This window comes from Pseudomonas fluvialis (assembly GCF_014207935.1).
Lineage (GTDB): Bacteria > Pseudomonadota > Gammaproteobacteria > Pseudomonadales > Pseudomonadaceae > Aquipseudomonas > Aquipseudomonas fluvialis_A.
In genome coordinates this window covers 270,840-289,630 of sequence record NZ_JACHLL010000001.1, presented here as the reverse complement: position 1 = coordinate 289,630, position 18,791 = coordinate 270,840, and the positions used below count along the sequence as shown (strand labels likewise).

The 18,791-nt window shown below is 65.9% G+C and carries 16 protein-coding genes; 7 read left to right on the top strand and 9 right to left on the bottom strand.

Annotation, left to right across the window (positions count from 1 at the left end; translation table 11 throughout):
• Positions 1-47: 47 nt before the first annotated feature.
• Entirely contained in the window at positions 48-2,534 is a 2,487-nt protein-coding gene (locus HNP49_RS01390; protein ID WP_184679953.1) for a circularly permuted type 2 ATP-grasp protein, read from the top strand.
• A gap of 7 nt (positions 2,535-2,541) precedes the next feature.
• Positions 2,542-3,459 carry a transglutaminase family protein gene (locus tag HNP49_RS01385; RefSeq protein ID WP_184679949.1) on the top strand — a complete coding sequence of 306 codons (918 nt, stop codon included), beginning with the start codon at positions 2,542-2,544 and terminating at the stop codon, positions 3,457-3,459.
• 13 nt (positions 3,460-3,472) lie between these two features.
• Here the strand turns inward: HNP49_RS01385 and HNP49_RS01380 are convergent, their stop codons facing one another.
• The 3 genes from HNP49_RS01380 to ppk2 all read right to left on the bottom strand — a co-directional run bounded on the left by HNP49_RS01380 (position 3,473) and on the right by ppk2 (position 7,133).
• Positions 3,473-5,164: a GGDEF domain-containing protein gene (locus tag HNP49_RS01380; RefSeq protein ID WP_184679946.1), complete on the bottom strand. Its 1,692-nt coding sequence runs from the start codon at positions 5,162-5,164 to the stop codon at positions 3,473-3,475.
• Positions 5,165-5,194: 30 nt separating this feature from the next.
• A complete protein-coding gene (locus tag HNP49_RS01375) occupies positions 5,195-6,229 on the bottom strand; it encodes an extracellular solute-binding protein (protein WP_184679944.1) in 1,035 nt (344 codons plus the stop codon).
• An 85-nt stretch (positions 6,230-6,314) separates the two neighbouring features.
• Positions 6,315-7,133: a polyphosphate kinase 2 gene (gene ppk2 / locus HNP49_RS01370; RefSeq protein WP_184679942.1), complete on the bottom strand. Its 819-nt coding sequence runs from the start codon at positions 7,131-7,133 to the stop codon at positions 6,315-6,317.
• A gap of 229 nt (positions 7,134-7,362) precedes the next feature.
• On the opposite strand from ppk2, the gene HNP49_RS01365 reads away from it, so the two are divergent.
• A complete protein-coding gene (locus HNP49_RS01365; protein WP_409372522.1) occupies positions 7,363-8,157 on the top strand; it encodes a mechanosensitive ion channel family protein in 795 nt (264 codons plus the stop codon).
• 62 nt (positions 8,158-8,219) lie between these two features.
• Here HNP49_RS01365 and HNP49_RS01360 read toward each other — a convergent pair whose 3' ends face one another.
• From HNP49_RS01360 to HNP49_RS01340, 5 genes are all read right to left on the bottom strand, one after another.
• Positions 8,220-8,807: a TIGR00730 family Rossman fold protein gene (locus tag HNP49_RS01360; protein ID WP_184679938.1), complete on the bottom strand. Its 588-nt coding sequence runs from the start codon at positions 8,805-8,807 to the stop codon at positions 8,220-8,222.
• A 196-nt stretch (positions 8,808-9,003) separates the two neighbouring features.
• Positions 9,004-9,552, bottom strand: a complete 549-nt coding sequence (locus tag HNP49_RS01355; protein WP_184679936.1) for a tetratricopeptide repeat protein — start codon at positions 9,550-9,552, stop codon at positions 9,004-9,006.
• A gap of 76 nt (positions 9,553-9,628) precedes the next feature.
• Positions 9,629-10,912, bottom strand: coding sequence for a glutamate-1-semialdehyde 2,1-aminomutase (gene hemL / locus HNP49_RS01350; RefSeq protein WP_184679934.1), 1,284 nt, complete (start codon positions 10,910-10,912; stop codon positions 9,629-9,631).
• Positions 10,913-10,929: 17 nt separating this feature from the next.
• Entirely contained in the window at positions 10,930-11,565 is a 636-nt protein-coding gene (gene thiE / locus HNP49_RS01345; protein WP_311772053.1) for a thiamine phosphate synthase, read from the bottom strand.
• 10 nt (positions 11,566-11,575) lie between these two features.
• On the bottom strand, positions 11,576-12,373 hold the full coding sequence (locus tag HNP49_RS01340; RefSeq protein ID WP_184679932.1) for a hydroxymethylpyrimidine/phosphomethylpyrimidine kinase: 798 nt from the start codon (positions 12,371-12,373) through the stop codon (positions 11,576-11,578).
• Between the two features lie 225 nt (positions 12,374-12,598).
• Here HNP49_RS01340 and HNP49_RS01335 point away from each other — a divergent pair, with 225 nt between their 5' ends.
• The 4 genes from HNP49_RS01335 (at position 12,599) to HNP49_RS01320 (ending at position 18,181) form a co-directional block, all read left to right on the top strand.
• The gene (locus HNP49_RS01335) at positions 12,599-15,004 is read left to right on the top strand and encodes a hybrid sensor histidine kinase/response regulator (RefSeq protein ID WP_184679931.1); all 2,406 of its coding nucleotides are present in this window, start codon (positions 12,599-12,601) and stop codon (positions 15,002-15,004) included.
• Between the two features lie 135 nt (positions 15,005-15,139).
• Positions 15,140-15,850 (top strand): TetR/AcrR family transcriptional regulator, encoded by a 711-nt coding sequence (locus HNP49_RS01330; RefSeq protein WP_184679929.1) that lies wholly within the window; start codon positions 15,140-15,142, stop codon positions 15,848-15,850.
• Positions 15,847-17,496, top strand: coding sequence for an acyl-CoA dehydrogenase family protein (locus HNP49_RS01325; RefSeq protein WP_184679927.1), 1,650 nt, complete (start codon positions 15,847-15,849; stop codon positions 17,494-17,496). The genes HNP49_RS01330 and HNP49_RS01325 overlap by 4 nt, the downstream gene beginning before the upstream one ends.
• A 106-nt stretch (positions 17,497-17,602) precedes the next feature.
• Positions 17,603-18,181, top strand: coding sequence for a DUF4157 domain-containing protein (locus HNP49_RS01320; RefSeq protein ID WP_184681125.1), 579 nt, complete (start codon positions 17,603-17,605; stop codon positions 18,179-18,181).
• A gap of 5 nt (positions 18,182-18,186) precedes the next feature.
• Here the strand turns inward: HNP49_RS01320 and HNP49_RS01315 are convergent, their stop codons facing one another.
• Positions 18,187-18,759, bottom strand: coding sequence for a hypothetical protein (locus tag HNP49_RS01315; protein ID WP_184679921.1), 573 nt, complete (start codon positions 18,757-18,759; stop codon positions 18,187-18,189).
• Between the last annotated feature and the right edge of the window lie 32 nt (positions 18,760-18,791).

Below are 18,791 nucleotides of genomic sequence, written 5' to 3'. Positions count from 1 at the left end.
GCCCAGCCCTCCGCTGGAGGGCTGGGGGCTGCATTACTGAGACGTTCATGCCTGACCTGCTTGCCGACTACCCGCGCCCGGACGCGACCTACCACGAAATGCTCGATGCCGGTGGCAGGGTGCGTCCGCACTGGCAGCGCCTGCACGAGAGCCTGGCGCGCAGCACGCCGGCGCAGCTGCAGCAGCGTCAGGCGCTGGTAGAGCGGCAGATCCAGGAAAACGGCGTGACCTACAACGTCTACGCCGATCCGCAGGGCAGTGACAGGCCTTGGGCGCTGGATCTGCTGCCCAACCTGATCGACGCCGAGGAATGGCAGGGCATTGCTGCCGGGGTGGCGCAACGCGCCGGCCTGCTCAACCGTGTGCTGGCCGACCTGTATGGCCCGCAGCAGCTGCTGCGTGACGGGTTGTTGCCGGCCGAGCTGGTATTCGGCCACAACAATTTTCTCTGGCCCTGCCAGGGCGTGCAGGTGCCGGGCGATACTTGGCTGCACTTGTATGCGGTGGATCTGGCGCGTGCGCCGGATGGCCGCTGGTGGGTGCTGGCCGACCGTACCCAGGCGCCTTCCGGTGCCGGTTACGCGCTGGAGAACCGGCAGATCGTCTCGCGGGTGCTGCCCGAGCTGTACCGCGACCTGCGCGTGCAGTACCTGGCCGGCTTCTTCCGTACCCTGCAGGAGCAACTGCGCGAGCAGGCGCCCAGCGAAGGCGAGACGCCGCTGGTGGTGCTGCTGACGCCCGGCCGTTTCAACGAAACCTATTTCGAGCACCTCTATCTGGCCCGCCAGCTGGGTTTCCCGCTGGTCGAAGGCAGCGACCTGACAGTGCGTGATGACACCCTCTACCTGAAAACGCTGGATGGTCTGCAGCGCGTGCATGCCCTGTTGCGCCGGTTGGATGACGACTTCTGCGACCCGCTGGAGCTGCGCACCGACTCCGCCCTCGGTGTGCCGGGCCTGCTGGAGGTGGTGCGCCAGGGCCGTGTGCTGGTGGCCAATGCCCTGGGCAGCGGCGTGCTGGAGTCGCCGGGACTGCTCGGCTTCATGCCGGCGATTGCCGAGCAGTGGCTGGGCGAGGAGCTGTTGCTGCCCTCGATCGCCACCTGGTGGTGCGGTGAGCCGCCGGTGCTGGAGGAGGCGCTGGGCAAGCTCGGCGAGCTGGTGATCAAACCGGCGTTCCCGTCACAGAGTTTCGAGCCGGTGTTCGGCCGCGATCTGGATGAGGAGGGACTCAAGGCCCTGGCCGAGCGGCTCAAGGCCAGGCCCTATGCCTACATCGCCCAGGAGCTGGCGCAGTTGTCGCAGTCTCCGGTGTGGGATGGCCAGGGCCTGCAGCCGCGGGCGATCGGCATGCGTGTGTACGCAGTGGCCAGTCGTGACGGGTATCGCGTGCTCCCCGGCGGCCTGACCCGTGTGGCTGGCCAGGCCGGCGCCGAGGTGGTGTCGATGCAGCGCGGCGGCGGCAGCAAGGACACCTGGGTGCTGGGCGAGCGTGCCCAGGGCCAGGAGCCCTGGCACTGGAGCAAACCGCTGGGCGTGCGCGACCTGATCCGCAGTGATCCCTACCTGCCGTCGCGGGTGGTGGAGAACCTGTTCTGGTTCGGTCGCTACAGCGAGCGCTGTGACGACGGCGCGCGCCTGCTGCGGGTGTTGCTGGAGCAGTATGTGGACGACGGCGACGATCCGCTGGCCCTGCAGGCGGCGCTGGCGCTGGGCGAACAGACCGGCTGGCTGCCACCGGGCGAGCGCCTGGAAGAGCGCCTGCGCGAGGCCTTGCTGGGTGATGAATGGCCGTACAGCCTGCGCAGCAACCTGCAGCGCCTGCAATGGTCGGCGAGCCAGGTGCGCGGCAAGCTGTCCCAGGAAAACTGGCAGGCGCTGGTGGAGCTGCAGCGCGAGGCCCAGGCCCTGGAAAGCCGCGACAGCGACCTCGGCGAGCTGCTGGATTTCCTCAACCGTCTGCTCCTGCAACTGGCGGCGCTGACCGGTTTTGCCCTGGACGACATGACCCGCGACGATGGCTGGCGCTTCCTCATGCTGGGCCGGCGTATCGAGCGCCTGCAGTTTCTCGCCGACAGCCTGGCGGCCTTCCTGCGCGGTGCCGGTGCCCGCGATCAGGCGGCGCTGGAGTGGCTACTGGAACTGGGTAACAGCATCATCACCTACCGCTCGCGCTACCTGGCGGCACCGCAGCTGATCCCGGTGCTCGACCTGCTTCTGCTCGACGAGCAGAACCCGCATTCCCTGCGCTTTCAATTGCACATGGTCGAGCGCTCGCTGGGCGCCCTCGACGAGCGTTTCGCCACGCCACTGGAGCACCGCCTGACGCTGCTGGCCGGGCAGTTGGAGGCTTTCGATCTGGGCAGCCTGGACGCGCGCACGCTGTTTGGCGAGAGCGGCGTGCAGGCGGTCCTGCAGGGCCTGGCCGATCTGCTGCAGACCATCTCCGGTGCGGCGGGGGAGCTGTCCGATCGCCTGGCGCTGCGCCATTTCGCCCATGTCGATGCGGTCAGCCAGCAGACCCTGTCCAGTTGAGGTGGCGATGACAGCCAGTGCGCGTTACCAGATTTTCCACGACACCCAGTACCGCTATGCCGCGCCTGTGTCGCTGGCCCAGCAGCAGGCACACCTGTGGCCGCGCGAGTGCGCCTGGCAGCGCTGCCTGTTTCAGGAACTGGACATCCAGCCCGAGCCGAGCCGGCGCCAGGACGGCCTGGACGTGTTCGGCAATCCGCTGACCCGCCTGGCCTTCGAGCGTCCACACACGGAACTGCAGGTCAATGCGCGCCTGCTGGTCGAGGTATTTGCCCACGCCCCGCACAGCCTGGCCGAATCGCCACCCTGGGAGCAGGTGGTGGCGCAGCTGACCTACCATGGCCAGGCCTTGAGCGAGGCCGAGCTGGAGGCCGCCGCCTATCGCGTCGAGTCGCCATTCGTGCGCCTCAAACAGGCCTTCGCCGATTACGCCGAGGACTGCTTTGCACCAGCGCGGCCGTTCCTCGAAGCGGTGGCGGCGCTGATGGACAAGATCTTCCGCGAGTTCACCTACGACGGCGAGGCGACGCTGGTGGCCACGCCGCTGCTGGAAGTGCTGGAGCGCCGCCGCGGCGTGTGCCAGGACTTTGCCCACCTGATGCTGGCATGCCTGCGTGCCCGCGGTTTTGCCGCGCGCTATGTCAGCGGCTATCTGCTGACCCAGCCGCCACCGGGGCAGCCGCGGATGATCGGTGCCGATGCGTCGCATGCCTGGGTGTCGGTGTATTGCCCGCAGCTGGGCTGGGTCGACTTCGACCCGACCAACAACCTGTTGCCTGACCTGCAGCACATCACTCTGGCCTGGGGTCGTGATTTTGCCGATGTCTCGCCGCTGCGCGGAGTGATTCTCGGGGGCGGCAGTCACGATCCCGAGGTGCGTGTCACCGTGCTGCCGGCTGGTGAGGTGGCGCAGGCGCAGATCTAGCAGGCTGCCAGACTCAGTGCTCGTGGCGTGCCAGGCTGACCCGGTTGCGGCCGTCGCGCTTGGAGGAGTACATGGCCTTGTCGGCGTTCTGCACCAGGCTTTCGGCCGTGTCGCCATGCTCCGGATACAGGCTGATGCCCAGGCTGGCCTGCACCAGTACCTGATGGCCACCGAGCAGCAGGCGGTTCTGCAGATGGCCGAGCAGCTTCTGGGCGATGCCACTGAGGATTTTACCGTCCTCGATCTGGTCGAAGAGGATGATGAACTCGTCGCCGCCCAGGCGCGCCACCGTGTCGCCGCCGCGGGTAATGGAGCTGAGCAGGCGGGCGATGCTGCACAGCACCTCGTCGCCGATGGCATGGCCCAGTTCGTCGTTGATTTCCTTGAAGTGGTCGAGGTCGACGAACAGCAGGCCGACCCGTTTGCCGCTGCGCTTGGCATTGGCGATGGCGTGTTCCAGACGGTCGAAGAACAGCCGACGATTGGGCAGGCCGGTCAGCGGATCGTGGTGGGCCAAGCGTTCCAGTTCGATGCGGTTTTCGTTCAGTTCGCTGATCTGGCGGAGAATCTCTTCCTGCATGTCGCGCAGGTTGCGCGCCAGGCTGCCGAGTTCGTCCTGGCGCCCGGTGGGCAGCGGGTGCAGGCTGCGATTGCGGGCAAAACGGGCGATGGCCTGGCCGATCTGGTTCAGCGGACGGGTCAGGGCGCGTGCCAGCAGCAGGGCCAGCAACAGGGTCAGCACGCTGAGGGCGATGACGATCTGCACGCTGCGCTGCCCGAGTCGCTGCGATTCGCGCAGGATGTGGGCTTCGGGGATGGCGATGCCGAGCAGCAGCACGCTGTTGGGGCTGCGCTCGTCGATGCGCACGCGGGTGAACGCGGCAATTCGTTCCGGCTGCTTGCGTGTGGCCGGTAGGCGGGTGAGCAGGTTCTGCGCCTCGCCCTCGACCAGGCTGCGGGTCAGTGGCAGTTCTTCGTGTAGTCGGTACTGTGGGCCGTGGAGGCTGGCCTGGCGGTTCTTGCCGTCGGGGTAGAGCAGCAGGTCGCCCTGGCTGTTGGCGAGAAAAACCTGATAATAGTCGGGCAGCTCGCTTTCCAGGCGCAGGAACAGGGCCTGCACATCGATGCTCAGCAGGATCAGGCCGAGTGCCTCTGGTGCCTGATTCCACACGGGGTTGCCGATGTGCAGGGTCATGGCCTCGGCGGAGCCACTGCCGTGCTGGGCAATATCGGAAAAGTACTGCTCGCCACGCGCCAGACGCAGGGTCTCGAAGACATAGGGGAAGTGGCCTTTCTCGCCCAGGCTGTTGGCGTCGGCCGGCCCCTGATGATCCACGCTGATGCGCTCCAGTCCGTGTTCACGGGCAGTGACCAGGCGGATGCGCCGGTACTCCGGATGAACCGCCAGCAGCGCCTGAAACAGGCCGACCAGCTCTTTCTCTTCAAGTTCGCGGCCAGGTCGTTGCTCCAGCACGTCTAGGGGTTGCGATTGTTCGGCCAGCACACGAGCGTCATTGGCAAAGCCCTGCAGGCTCAGTTGCAGGTTGCGCCCCAGTACCTGGTTGGCGGTCTGCAGGTCACGCTTGGCCGCGTCGATCAGGATCTGCTGGCTGCTGCTGAACAGGTAATAGCTGGCCAGGCCGGTCAGCAGCAGGCCAAACAGGCTGAGCAGCGCGGTGAGTTTGACGCTGATGCCCAGCTTCATGGGAATGCGTACTTCATGGGGAGGCAGGCTTCATGGACGGGTCAGATTCTCCGGGCGCTCACCGGCGACAATGCGTTGCCACAGCTGGGCGCGCTGCTGGGCGTTTTCCACCGGTTCCAGCCAGATCAGCAGCGGTGCGTTGCTGCCGCCGGGCAAGGGTTCGAGGGTGTTGCCCAGCCCCTGGCGCTCGCTCAGGGCCCGGCTGACCACCGGGTCCAGGCTGTAGTCGATCCAGCGTTCGGCCAGGCGCCGTTGTGGCGTGGCCCGGCTGATGGCCCAGCAGTCGAGCCAGGCCAGGGCGCCTTCGCGGGGCAGTACGTAGTCGACGTTGGCCCCGGCATCACGCAGCAGCTTGAGTTGCTGGCGGCCGTAGTTGGCCAGGATCAGGGCGACCTTATGGCGTTTGTACAGGGTCACCGACTCTTCCGGCAGGCTGTAGAAACCCAGCACGTTGCGGCGCAGGGCCACCAGTTGCTGCAGGGTTTCGCCGAGGTCGGCCTGGGGAATTGTGAAGGGTGGCTTGCCCAGTTTCAGGCGCGTCAGGGAGAAGTTGTGGCTGCTGCCGTCATAGGCCAGCACCTGGCCTTGCCAGCGCGGGTCCCACAGGCTGCTGAGCGAGTCGGGTGGTGTGGTGACCAGATCGCGGTTGTAGATCAGCCCCATCTCGCCGTAGGTGTAGGGGATGCCGTAGGCCTCGCCATCCTTGAACAGGCCAGGGATGTCGCTGAGCTGGCGGAACTGGCGCAACTGGCGATTGCGGTTGGGCAGGTTGTCCAGGCGTACCGGCTGGAGCAGCTGCTGCTCGGTGAAGTGGCGGATTTCCGAAGTATTGGCGGCAATCACGTCGTAGTGGCTGCCGTTGTCGGCGCTGAGCTTCTGGCGCAGCTCGTCGTCGCTGCCCACCAGGGTGACTTCGACCTCGACGTCCTCCTGTTCGGCAAAGACGCGCACCAGATCCGGGTCGGCATAGCCGGGCCAAGCGAGGATGCGCAGCAGCGGCTCGGCCTGCAGCGGCAGGCTGAGCAGGCTCAGTAGCAGAACAGGGATTATCTGGCGTAGCGGCATGGCGGCTCCTGCGGGCGGTACTTCTTGCAGTGTAGGCCAGCTGAGCAGACAGGCGCAGGGCTGACTCCGCCTGTCTTGGCAATGCTCAGAAACGCGCGGGCACCAGCTTGAACGGGTAGGGCTTGGCTTTGACCTTGGGCTTGCTGCGCTTGGGCAGCTTGACCTTCTCTGTCGGCAGGTCCTCGTAGGGAATCTGCTCCAGCAGGTGGCTGAGAATATTCAGGCGCACGCGCTTCTTGTCCTCGGAGTGGGCCATGAACCAGGGCGCCCAACTGGTGTCGGAGGCAGCGAACATGTCGTCGCGGGCCTGGGTGTAGTCATCCCAGCGGGTGAACGACTTGACGTCCATGGGCGTGAGTTTCCAGGTCTTGCGGCCGTCTTCGATACGGTCGCGTAGGCGCCGTTCCTGTTCTTCCTGACTGACCTCCAGCCAGTACTTGATGAGGATGATGCCGGATTCGACCATGGCCTTTTCCACCAGCGACACGCCCTTGAGGAACTTATCGGCCTGTTCGTCGCTGCAGAATCCCATGACCCGCTCGACGCCGGCGCGGTTGTACCAGCTGCGGTCGAAGATCACCACTTCACCGGCCGCCGGGAAGTGCTGGATGTAACGCTGCACGTACATCTGGCTCTTCTCCCGCTCGGTCGGCGCTGGCAACGCGACCACGCGGAAAACCCGTGGGCTGACCCGCTCGGTCAGTGCCTTGATGGTGCCGCCCTTGCCGGCGCCGTCACGGCCTTCGAAGACCACGATGACCTTGAGGCCCTTGGCCTGTACCCAGTTCTGCAGTTTGACCAGCTCCACGTGCAGGCGCTTGAGTTCGGCGTCGTACTCCTTGCGTGACAGTTTCGCGCCGGCGGTTGCCTTGTTTGGCGCCGCGTCCTTATGCTGCTTGCTCATTGCGTTGTCCTCGTATGGGTTGCAGATCCCTGGCGTCACGCCCGAGCTGCACGGTGCGGGTAAACGTACTCTGCAAGAGTAGCGAGGCTCCGGGGCGCTTGACCATGCTCCAGATCACTGCGGGCAGTTTCTTCAGAGTAGATTGGCTTGTCTACGATCACTCAGCAGGAGCTTGACCATGGAAGAAATCAGCCTCAACAACCTGTCCGTCGAGAAGGCACAAAGCCTGATGGACCTAGGTATGCACTACGCCACCAGCTTCGGCGTGAAGATCCTCGCGGCCATTGCCTTCTGGGTGATCGGTCGTTGGCTGATCGGCACGGCGGTGGGCATGGTGCAGCGCTCGCTGGAGCGGCAGAAGGCCGATCCGACCGTGCTGCGGTATATCGGTTCGTTCATCACCGTGACCCTCAACATCCTCCTGGTGATTGGCATCCTCGGTTATTTCGGGGTGCAGACCACCACCTTCGCTGCGCTGATCGCTGCCGTCGGCGTGGCTATCGGCATGGCCTGGTCGGGGCTGCTGGCCAACCTGGCGGCGGGTGGCTTCATCATTGTCCTGCGCCCGTTCAAGGTCGGTGATTTCATCAGCGCCGGCGGTGTGACCGGCACGGTGACGGAGATCGGCCTGTTTGTCACCACCATCACCACCCCTGACAATGTGCTGACCCTGGTGGGCAACAACAAGATCTTCTCCGACAACATCCAGAACTTCACCGCCACGGCGTTTCGCCGCGTCGATCTGACGGCTCAGTTGTCGGGTGCGGCCGACTACAAGGCGGCGATTGCTCTGCTCAAGGACAAGATCGCCCAGCAGCCCAATGTGCTGTCGCAGCCGGCGGTGGATGTGGAGATACTCGAGTTCAACCTGGTGGGCCCGGTGCTGGCGGTGCGTCCTTACTGCAAGCCGGAGCATTACTGGTCGGTATATTTCGCCACCAATCAACTGCTCAAGGATGCCCTGGGCGGAGCCGCTTTCCCGGCGCCGATGGCGGCGCAGACGGTAATCGTGCAGCAGAGCTGAAGGCTCGCGGCGGGGCAATGCGGGCGGCCTTGGCCGCCCGTTTGCTTGGTGCCGATTGTGCGTCAGATCGGTTGCCGGGCATCCCATTTGGGCGTGACGGTGCCCTGTTGCTGTTGCAGCAGATCAAGTAGCTGTGCCGGGTCTTCGGCCTGATGCAGCAGGCCACGATGGGGTGGGCGGATGAAACCGGCGCTGACGGTCTGATCCAGAAAGGCGCTGAGGCCCTGGTAGAAACCGGCGACATCCAGCAGTCCGAGGGGCTTGGCGTGATAGCCGAGCTGGGCCCAGGTCCACACCTCGAACAGCTCCTCCAGGGTGCCCAGACCGCCAGGCAGGGCGATGAAGGCGTCGCTCAGTTCGGCCATGCGTGCCTTGCGTGCGTGCATGCCGTCGACCACCTCCAGGCGGGTCAGGCCCTTGTGGCCGATTTCCGAACGTTGCAGGCTCTGCGGAATGATGCCGATCACCTCGCCACCGGCGGCCAGCACGGCATCGGCCAGCTTGCCCATCAGGCCGACCTCTCCGCCGCCATAGACCAGGCGCAGGCCGCGTTCGGCCAGGGTGCGGCCGAGGGCCTCGGCGGCCTGCTGATAGGCCGGGTCATGCCCGAGGCTGGCGCCGCAGAACACGCAGATCGATTGCAGGGGCATGGGCTTCTTGCTGCCTCAAACGGCTGTCAATGCACGCTGGACTCGCCGTCACAACCGCTACAGGCACAGGCATAAGCCGCCAGCAGGCATTGCAGAACAGTGGGAATAAACATGGCGCTGACTCCACGGGAAGACAGGCTTAAGCCTAGTCGAGCCGGTGAGCGCGCGTGGTTGATTGTCTCGATCAGCGCAATAGTCAGGGTTTGACGTTGAAATCCGGTGTGCTGCCAAGGCCCTGGATGTCCTGCAGGTAGTTGCGGAATATCTGGCTGAGCACCTGGTTGGCGGCCTGCAGCTCTTCTCGGCTCATCTGCTGGGCCAACTGGTCGGCGCTGTCCATGGCGTCTTCGGCGCCATTGATGGCCGCCATCTTCAGTACGATGAAGGCCTGCACGCGGTTGGCGGGCACACCCTCGCCGCGGGCGAACATCAGGCCCAGGCGCCACTGGGCCTGCGCGTGGCCCTGCAGCGACGCCTGCTCGAACCAGGCCAGCGCTTTTTGAAGATCCTGGGGGGTGAGCTGGCCGTTGTAGTAATACTCGCCCAGTTCGAACTGGGCCTTGCTGTCGCCGCCCTTGGCGTAAGCCTCGCAGGCGGCAAGAGCCTCGCTGCGCTGCTCGGCCACGGTGTTCAGGGTGCAGCGACCCAGCGCCGGCACCAGCAGCGAGTTGCCCTCGGCCAGTAGCAGGGTTGGGGTGAGTGTCAGGGCCACCCCGATCAACAGGGCGCGGCAGGTGCCGTTCATGGGCAATTCCGTGTAATTCGGCCGGTCGGCCGCAACTGTCGTCATTATGGAGCAGTGCGGGCGGCCGGACCAAGCATCACTTGAGCCGGGCGAAGGCGCGCTCGGCGGCGTCCAGGGTCAGCTTCAGCTCGGCATCGCCGTGGGCAATAGAGGTGAAACCGGCCTCGAAGGCGCTCGGGGCCAGGTACACGCCGCCTTCCAGCATCAGGTGGAAGAACTGCCTGAAGCGCTCGGCATCGCTGGCCATCACGTCGTCGAAGGTGACGATGTCGTCGGCACCGCTGAAATACAGGCCGAACATGCCGCCGGCCTGGGTGGTGACGAACGGGATGCCGGCGGCATCGGCGCGCTCCTGCAGGCCTTGCAGCATGCGGCGGGTGTAGTCGGTCAGTTCGGCGTGGAAGCCCGGACGGCTGATCAGCTTGAGGGTGGTCAGGCCGGCGGCCATGGCCAGCGGGTTACCCGACAGGGTGCCGGCCTGGTAGACCGGGCCCAGCGGAGCGATACAGCCCATGATGGCGCGCTTGCCGCCGAAGCAGCCGACCGGCATGCCGCCGCCGACAATCTTGCCGAAGGTAGACAGGTCCGGGGTGACGCCGTAGTGCGCCTGGGCGCCGCCCAGGGCAACGCGGAAGCCGGTCATCACCTCGTCGAAGATCAGCACCACGCCGTGCTTGTCGCACTGCTCGCGCAGACCCTCGAGGAAACCCGGCGCCGGCGGCACGCAGTTCATGTTGCCGGCCACCGGCTCGACGATGATGCAGGCCACGGTCGAGCCGACTTCGGCCAGGCACTGCTCGACGGCGGCCAGGTCGTTGAACGGCAGGGTCAGGGTGTGCTTGGCAAAATCCGCCGGCACGCCCGCCGAACTCGGCACGCCCTGGGTCAGCAGGCCGGAACCGGCTTTCACCAGCAGGCTGTCGGAGTGGCCGTGGTAGCAGCCTTCGAACTTGATGATGGCGTCGCGGCCGGTGTAACCACGGGCCAGGCGGATGGCGCTCATGGTCGCCTCGGTGCCGGAGCTGACCATGCGCACCATCTCCATGGACGGCACGATGTTGCACACCAGGTCCGCCATCTCGGTTTCCATGGCGGTCGGCGCGCCGTAGGACAGGCCGTGTTGCAGCTGGTTGCGCACCGCGTCGAGCACGTCCGGGTGGGCGTGGCCGAGAATCATCGGGCCCCAGGAGCCGACGTAGTCGACATAGCGCTTGTCGTCCTCGTCCACCACATAGGCGCCTTCGGCGTGCTTGAAGAACAACGGCGTGCCACCGACGCTGCGGAACGCGCGCACAGGCGAGTTGACGCCGCCGGGGATGTGCTTCTGGGCGTTGGCGAACAGGGTTTCGGAACGGGACATGGCAGCTCTCTCTCGAATCAGGATGACGGGAACAGCACGCTGAAGGCGCGTGCTCGGCGCTCCACCTCGGCGGCGGAGGGCGCGGAAAACAGGGTATGGACCACGGCCAGCAGGTCGGCGCCGGCGCGGATCAACTGGCCGGCGTTGTCCAGGTCGATGCCGCCGATGGCCACCAGCGGCAGATTGAAGTGGGCGCGGGCCTGGTTCAGCAGCTCGGCACTGGCGGCCGGTGCGCCGGGCTTGGTCTGCGAGTTGAAGAAACGGCCGAAGGCCAGGTAGCTGGCGCCTTCGCGGTTGGCGGTGGCGGCCAGTTCCAGCTGGGCGTGACAGGTGGCGCCGATGATCGCCTTGGGGCCCAGCAGGGCGCGGGCGGCGGCCAGCGAACCGTCGCTCTGGCCCAGATGCACGCCGACACCCAGGCGCGCGGCCAACTCGGCATCGTCGTTGATGATCAGGTCGGCGCCGTACTGCCGGCACAGCTCGCGCAGGGCCTCGGCCTCGCGCAGACGGCGTGCCTGGTCGGCAGATTTGTCACGGTACTGCAGCAGGCGCGCGCCGCCTTTCAGAGCAGCTTCGACATAAGGCAGCAGCTTGCCGTCAGCCAGCAGATGGCTGTCGGTGATGGCATACAGGCCGCGCAGTTTGCTGCTCACGAACGGCTCTTCATTGCGAGAAATCCAGCGGCAGGCGACGCGGCACATACTGGCCACGGCCGGGTTGCTCGGCATCGCGCAGGGTGCGCCAGGTGTAATCCAGCGCCGAGCGCACGGCGCTGACCAGTTCTTCACCCAGGGCCAGGCGGCCGGCCAGGGTGCTGGCCAGGGTGCAGCCGGAGCCGTGGTAGCTGCCGGGCAGACGCACGCAGGTGAAGGTGTGGCTGTCGCCGTCGCGCACATAGAGTCGATTGTGGATGTCGGTCTCGTCGCCGTGGCCGCCGGTGATCAGCAGGTGCCGGCAGAAGGGCGAGAGTTTCTCGGCGCATTCGTCCGCCGTGCCTTCCGGCAGTTCGGCCAGAATGCGCGCTTCCGGCAGGTTCGGCGTGGCGATGGCGGCGATCGGCAGCAGGCGTTCGCGCATGGCGTAGCCGACATCATCCTTGCCCAGCGAGCCGCCGCCGCCGGCGCGCAGCACCGGATCACAGACCAGGGGGATGCCGGGGAGCTGTTGCATCAGCTCGACCACGGTATCGACCATCTCCACCGAGCCGAGCATGCCCAGTTTGACGGCGGCCACCGGCAGGTCAGCGATCACGGCCTGGGCCTGAGCCATGACCCAGGCGCGGTCGAGCACGCGGAAGTCGGAGACATTCACCGTGTCCTGCACGGTCAGCGCGGTGACCGTGGGCGCGGCATGGCAACCCTGGGCGAGCAGGGCTTCGATGTCCGCCTGCAGGCCTGCGCCACCACTCGGGTCGTGGCCGGACAGACAGAGGACAACGGGGCGGGAAGGGTAGGTATTCATGGCGGCGCAGCTTACCACCAACCGTAGGGCAGACCGAAATCGGTGTGACCGCCAGGTTCCCCTTCGTACCCTGCGGTATTGCTGGCGCGAAGCGTATGTGCATGGCCGATTCAGAACATTTTTTGCAGCACGCTTGTGCTAGATTTCTTCTATCCCAACTCCCTAGCGCCTGGACCCGGCTCGTCCCGCCGTGCGCCGGAAACGTAGCAATCGACGAGTGTGGCAATGCGCTATTTCTTAACCCTGTTGTTTCTCTGCTGGGCCCAGCTGGCTGGTGCGGTCATCTTCGACGAGCATGCCCGGCAGGTGCCGCTGGGCCGCGAAATCGCGGTGTTCGAGGATGTGCGCGGTAATACGGCGCTGACCGATATCACCTCGGCGGCGCTGGAGGCCAGTTTCCGCCGGCATGACAAGGATGTACTCAACGCCGGCTATTCGCGCTCGGTGTTCTGGTTGCGCCTGGATCTGCAGTACCAGCCGATCCAGGGGCAAGGCAGCCGGGAGTGGCTTCTCGAACTGGCCTATCCGCCGCTGGATCAGTTGGACCTCTACGTGCCGGACCTGTGGGGTGGCTTGCAGCGTGTCGCGCAGACTGGCGATGCCCTGCCGTTTGCCACGCGCCTGATCAAGCAGAACAACTACGTCTTCCCCCTGCAGTTCCAGCCAGGTGAGCACAAACGCATCTACCTGCGCCTGCAGAGCCAGGGTTCGATCCAGGCACCGCTCAACCTATGGTCGACCCAGGCCTACCTGGAGGCTCAGCCAGGCCGTATCTACGTGTTGGGCATCATCTACGGCGTGTTGCTGGTGATGCTGGTGTACAACCTGTTCATCTACATCAGCGTGCGCGATACCAGTTACCTCTACTACATCCTCTACATCGCTTCGTTCGGTCTGTATCAGGTCTCGGTCAACGGCGCCGGGGTGCAGTATTTCTGGCCTGACAGTCCCTGGTGGGCGAATGCCTCGACGCCGTTCCTGATCGGCTCGGCGGCCCTGTTCGGCTGCCAGTTCGCCCGTAGCTTCCTGCACACCGCCGAGCACAGTCCCTGGGTCGATCGCACCCTCCGCCTGATGATGCTGGCCGGTGGCCTGGTCATGCTGCTGGCACTGGTGGCCAGTTACGCTCTGGCGCTGCGCCTCGCCACCCTGCTGGCGCTGGTGTTTACCCTGGTGATCTTCAGCGCCGGGTTGATCTCCTGGTGGCGTGGCATGCGCGTGGCCCGTTACTTCATCTTCGCCTGGTCGGCGTTCCTGATCGGCGGCCTGATCAATACCCTGATGGTGCTGGGCTACCTGCCGAACATGTTCTTCACCATGTATGCCAGCCAGCTGGGCTCGGCGCTGGAGGTCGGCCTGCTGTCGCTGGCACTGGCCGACCGCATCAATGCGATGAAGGAGGAACGTACGCGCATCCTTCAGGAGTCCAGTCGCAAGCTGGCCATGCTCAACGAGGAGCTGGCCAACAACAACCGCTTGAAGGACGAGTTCCTCTCCACCGTGACCCATGAACTGCGCACCCCGATGAATGGCGTGATCGGCTCGCTGGAGCTGATGCAGACGGTGACGATGGACATCGAACTGGCCCAGTACCACAAAACGGCCGTGCGTTCGGCGCGTGACATGATGCACATGGTCAACGACATCCTCGCGCTCACCGAGCTGGAGGCCGGCAAGCTGTACCCGCGGCGCGAGCCATTCAGCCTGCGCGCGCTGCTCGACAGCCTGCGCGTGCAGTTTGCCGGGCGCGCCCACGACAAGGGCCTGAACTTCGAACTGCAACTGGATGACAGCCTGTCCGATACCCTTGAGGGTGATGCTGCCAAGCTGGCCCAGGCGCTTGGCTATCTGCTGGACAACGCGGTCAAGTTCACCCAGCAGGGGCGGGTGATTCTGCGCGTGCATGGCGAGCAGGCCAGTAGCAGTGGGCTGACCCTCTGCGTGCAGGTCGAAGACAGCGGTATCGGCTTTACCGAGCAGGCCGGCGGTTCCCTGTTCCAGCGCTTCCGCCAGCTGGATGGCTCCATGACCCGCGAATACGGTGGCCTGGGCATCGGCCTGGCCCTGAGCAGCCAGTTGGCCCTGCTGCTGGGCGGCGAGCTGCAACAGCGCAGTGAGCCTGGTCGGGGCAGCTGTTTCACCCTGCGCGTTCCGGTCGGCCTGCCGCTGCGCACGCGCGCCGAGCAGGCGCCGCCGCGCCTGCGCCGTGAGGGCACGCCCGTTCGCGAGCCGGGGCAGTGCGTGGTGCTGGTGGTGGAAGACAATGCCATCAACCAACTGGTGACCCGCGGCATGCTGCTCAAGCTCGGCTATCAGGTGCGCACGGCCGACAACGGTGCCGAGGCCATCGAATTGCTGCGCCGCGAGACGGTGGATGCGGTGCTGCTCGATTGCCAGATGCCGGTGATGGACGGCTTTGCCACCGCGCGCGCGCTGCGCTCCCTGCGAGGCTGTGCCGAGGTGCCGGTGATTGCGGTGACCGCGCACAGTCACAGCGGTGATCGCGAGCGCTGCCTGGCCGCCGGCATGAACGACTACCTGGCCAAACCGGTCAAGTTCGCCGAGCTGCAGGTGCTGCTGCACGACTGGGTGCTGTGCGCCGCGCCAAGCGAGGCAGTTATCGCCCGCTGACGGCGCCCCCTGCCTCTATGTCTGGGTCTGTCTCTGGGCCTGGCCGGATCGGCCGGGCGCTTTGGCACAAATCCCCCTTTGCCTGTGCTGCTGGTCGTGATTCACTGCTGCAAGATGTGAATCAGGATTCAGAGTATGGCTTACCGTACCACCACGGCCCGTGTCGAACGCGATCAGCAGCTGCGCGAGCATATCCTCGTCTGTGCTCATGCCCAGGTGGCCGCCGGCGGTTTTGCCGCTCTGACCATGCAGGGGCTGGCCGCCGAGGTCGGGATCGCCACCGGCAGTCTGTACCGCCATTTCAGCCGCAAGGGCGAGCTGGCCTCCGAGGTGTTTGCCCGTGCCAGTCAGCGTGAGGTGGATGCCCTGGCGGCGGTGTTCGACGCGCCGGGCAGTCCCTGCGAGCGCCTGCTGGCCGGCGTTCGGGGCTTTGCCGAGCGCGCCTGGCATAGTCGCCAGCTGGCCTTTGCGTTGATCGCCGAGCCGGTCGAGCCCGAGGTCGACGAGCAGCGCCTGCGCTTTCGCGAGGCCTATGCCCAGCTGTTCGCCAGCCTGTTGGAGGAGGGGCGGCGCCTGGGCCAGTTCCAGGTCGACTCGCTGAGCCTGAGCGCCGCCTGCCTGGTCGGTGCGATCGCCGAGGCGCTGGTCGGCCCGCTGTCGCCGGCGGCCCGCGCGGCCCGTGAATCCGGTGCGCCCAGCATGGACCTGGCGGCAGTCAGCCAGGGGCTGAGCAACTTCTGTCTGCGCGCAGTCGGCGCGCAACTGTCATCGAATATTCAGCCTGTAGAAAAAATGCCTGCACAAATGCTGCCTGTAGAAAACCAGCCCGTGGAGATTGCCCGATGAGCCTGCACCAGTTCGCTGAAACCCATGAGGTGTTCAACCAGGTTCCCAGCCTGGATGGCGCCAACCTCTACCGCCTCGACCTGCCGTTGCAGGAGTGGAGCCGCCGCTTCGGTGCCGGCTGGGCCGAGCAGCGTCTGGACACCTACGGCGCCCTGGCCGGCGGGCCGCTGATGGCGGCTGGTTTTCTGGCCAACGAGCACAAGCCGCAGTTCAAGACCCACGACCGCTACGGCAACCGCATCGACCTGGTGGAATTCCATCCGGCCTACCATGAGCTGATGCGCACGGCCGTCGAGCATGGTCTGCCGTCGCTGCCCTGGACCGAGTCACGCGCCGGTGCCCATGTCGCCCGCGCCGGTCTGACCTACCTGCACAGCCAGGCCGAGGCCGCCAGTGGCTGCCCGCTGACCATGACCTTCGCCGCCGTGCCGGCGCTCAAGCTGCAGCCGGACATCGCCGAGCATTGGCTGCCGAAGATCCTCGCCACCGAGTACGACCCGCGCAATGTGCCGATGACGCAGAAGGCCGGGGTCACCATCGGCATGGCCATGACCGAGAAACAGGGCGGCACCGACGTGCGCGCCAACACCACCCGCGCCTACCCGGTGGGAGCCGGCGGTCCGGGCCAGGCCTACGAGCTGGTCGGGCACAAGTGGTTCTGCTCGGCGCCCATGTGCGACGCTTTCCTCACCCTGGCGCAGACCGACAAGGGCCTGTCCTGCTTCCTCCTGCCGCGTCACCGCCCGGATGGCACGCGCAACCAGTTCTACGTGCAGCGCCTGAAGAACAAGCTGGGCAACTGGGCCAACGCCTCCAGCGAGGTCGAATACCGCGGCGCGCTGGCCTGGATGATCGGCGAGGAAGGCCGCGGCGTGCCGACCATCATCGAGATGGTGGCCATGACCCGCTTCGACTGCATGGTGGGCTCCAGCAGCCTGATGCGTCAGTCGCTGACCCAGGCCGCGCACCACTGCGCATATCGCCAGGTGGGTGGCAAGGTTCTCGCCGAGCAGCCGCTGATGCAGAACGTGCTGGCCGACCTGGCCCTGGAAAGCGAGGCGGCGCTGGCGCTGTGCATGCGCATGGGCCGAGCGCTGGAAAACCCGCACGACGAGCAGGAAGCCAAGTTCGCCCGCCTGGTCACGGCCATCGGCAAGTACTGGATCTGCAAGCGCGCGCCGGAGATGGTGGCCGAGGCCAGCGAGTGCCTGGGCGGCGCCGGCTATGTCGAGGAAACCATCCTGCCGCGCCTGTACCGCGAAGCGCCGGTCAACTCCATCTGGGAAGGCTCTGGCAACGTGCAGTGCCTGGACGTGCTGCGCGCCCTGTCCAAGGAACCGGGCGTGCTTGATGCGCTGTTCCATGAGTTGGGCGACGGCCATGGCGATGCGCGCCTGGCGGCGCATATCCGCCAGCTCAAGAACGACTTCAGCGACACGGCCGACATCCAGTACCGCGCCCGCCAGCTCACCGAGGATGTGGCGGTGGCGCTGCAGGCCAAGCTGTTGCTGGAAGCCGGCAATGCCACGGTCAGCGATGCCTTCATCGCCAGTCGCCTGCAAGGGCGCGGACGTGTCTACGGCACCCTGCCACGGGGCGTCGATGTGGCGGCCCTGCTGGCACGCAGCACGCCGCATCTGAGCTGAGTCTGTATCACGCATTCTCCTGAACACGCGCGGGTGACAAACTGTCGCCCGCGCTGTCAGAGCAGACAGCCAACTGGTGGCCTGTCGTGGAGTGTCTGTGAAAGCCCTGAAGTCCTTTTCTCTGCTGGCATTGAGCACGCTGTTGAGCGCTGGCGTCCAGGCGGCCGGTTGCCCGGCCGGCCAGCAGCAGGTGTGCCTGCTGGCCTGTTTCTGCGCGCCGCAGGATGCCCCGGGGCTGGATGATCTACATCAGTTGGCCAGCAGCGGTCTGCGCGACTGGATTGTGCAATCTCGCCATCGTCTGCTGGCCAGTGGTGTCGAGCCGATTCCGCTGCATATCCGCGCCGAGCTGGAGCCCTACTTCGACTTTGCCGTGCTGGATTCGGTGCGCTTCAAGGTCGGTGATCCGGTGGAGCTGAACATGGCTCACACCCTGATGCAGAACCCGGATGTCAGCGCGGTGACCCTGGTCGATGTGATCGTCTTTCGCGACGCGGCCGAAGCTCGTGATGACGTTGCGCTGTGGGCCCATGAACTCAAGCATGTGGAGCAGTATCGGCAACTGGGCGTCGACCAGTTCGCCGCACGTTATGCCCGCGACTACCGCGGTCTGGAGGCGCCGGCCTACCAGCTGCAGGGCCAGGTGCGTCAGGCGCTCAAGGCCCGCGCAGTAGCCCGCCAGTAGCGGGCTCAGTTCAGGCGATAGCGCGCCAGCTCGGCCTGGGACAGTACGCGCATGTTGCGCGGCTCGATGCGCTGCATGTCTTCGAGCAGGGCGGTGGGGATGTTCATCTCGCGGAAGTAGGCCGCCGGGCTGTAGCGCACGCCCTGGTAGGTCAGCCCGGAGAACACCGAGTCGCCGCTGGCGAAGGGCGGCTTGTGCAGGCCGACGTAGCCTTTCACGGTCTTGTCGCGGCCGGCGGCCAGCAGGTAGACGCAGGTGCCCTGGCACACGCCGGTGGACGGTACCAGCGCATCGAACCCGGACTCGCGCAGCAGGCGACCCATGCGCATGGCTTCCGGCACGCTGCCGCCGATGTTGTCCAGCAGCACGATCTTCTTCACATAGCGACCGGGGTTGCCGGTGATGCCGCGCAGGAGCACTTCGTAATCGCCGGGGCTGATCTCCTCGGCCACCTTGGCCACCAGCATCGGGCCCAGCGTCTTGTGCTGTACCGGCTTGACCTCGACCCTGGCCAGCGCCAGTGGCGCGCCGAAGGCGGTGATGCAGAACAGGGCGGAGTGAAGTAATGAACGAGTCATGGGCAGCGTGTATGCAGTGAGGGTGCCCCACC

Bases quoted from the DNA above. Each gene is read 5' to 3' on its own strand.
- HNP49_RS01325 (WP_184679927.1), top strand. From the start codon at position 15,847: ATGAGCCTGCACCAGTTCGCTGAAACCCATGAGGTGTTCAACCAGGTT.
- HNP49_RS01360 (WP_184679938.1), bottom strand. From the start codon at position 8,807: ATGCCCCTGCAATCGATCTGCGTGTTCTGCGGCGCCAGCCTCGGGCAT.
- HNP49_RS01330 (WP_184679929.1), top strand. From the start codon at position 15,140: ATGGCTTACCGTACCACCACGGCCCGTGTCGAACGCGATCAGCAGCTG.
- HNP49_RS01340 (WP_184679932.1), bottom strand. From the start codon at position 12,373: ATGAATACCTACCCTTCCCGCCCCGTTGTCCTCTGTCTGTCCGGCCAC.
- HNP49_RS01355 (WP_184679936.1), bottom strand. From the start codon at position 9,552: ATGAACGGCACCTGCCGCGCCCTGTTGATCGGGGTGGCCCTGACACTC.
- HNP49_RS01315 (WP_184679921.1), bottom strand. From the start codon at position 18,759: ATGACTCGTTCATTACTTCACTCCGCCCTGTTCTGCATCACCGCCTTC.
- HNP49_RS01390 (WP_184679953.1), top strand. From the start codon at position 48: ATGCCTGACCTGCTTGCCGACTACCCGCGCCCGGACGCGACCTACCAC.
- HNP49_RS01380 (WP_184679946.1), bottom strand. From the start codon at position 5,164: ATGAAGCTGGGCATCAGCGTCAAACTCACCGCGCTGCTCAGCCTGTTT.
- HNP49_RS01335 (WP_184679931.1), top strand. From the start codon at position 12,599: ATGCGCTATTTCTTAACCCTGTTGTTTCTCTGCTGGGCCCAGCTGGCT.
- HNP49_RS01385 (WP_184679949.1), top strand. From the start codon at position 2,542: ATGACAGCCAGTGCGCGTTACCAGATTTTCCACGACACCCAGTACCGC.
- HNP49_RS01375 (WP_184679944.1), bottom strand. From the start codon at position 6,229: ATGCCGCTACGCCAGATAATCCCTGTTCTGCTACTGAGCCTGCTCAGC.
- HNP49_RS01365 (WP_409372522.1), top strand. From the start codon at position 7,363: ATGGACCTAGGTATGCACTACGCCACCAGCTTCGGCGTGAAGATCCTC.
- hemL (WP_184679934.1), bottom strand. From the start codon at position 10,912: ATGTCCCGTTCCGAAACCCTGTTCGCCAACGCCCAGAAGCACATCCCC.
- ppk2 (WP_184679942.1), bottom strand. From the start codon at position 7,133: ATGAGCAAGCAGCATAAGGACGCGGCGCCAAACAAGGCAACCGCCGGC.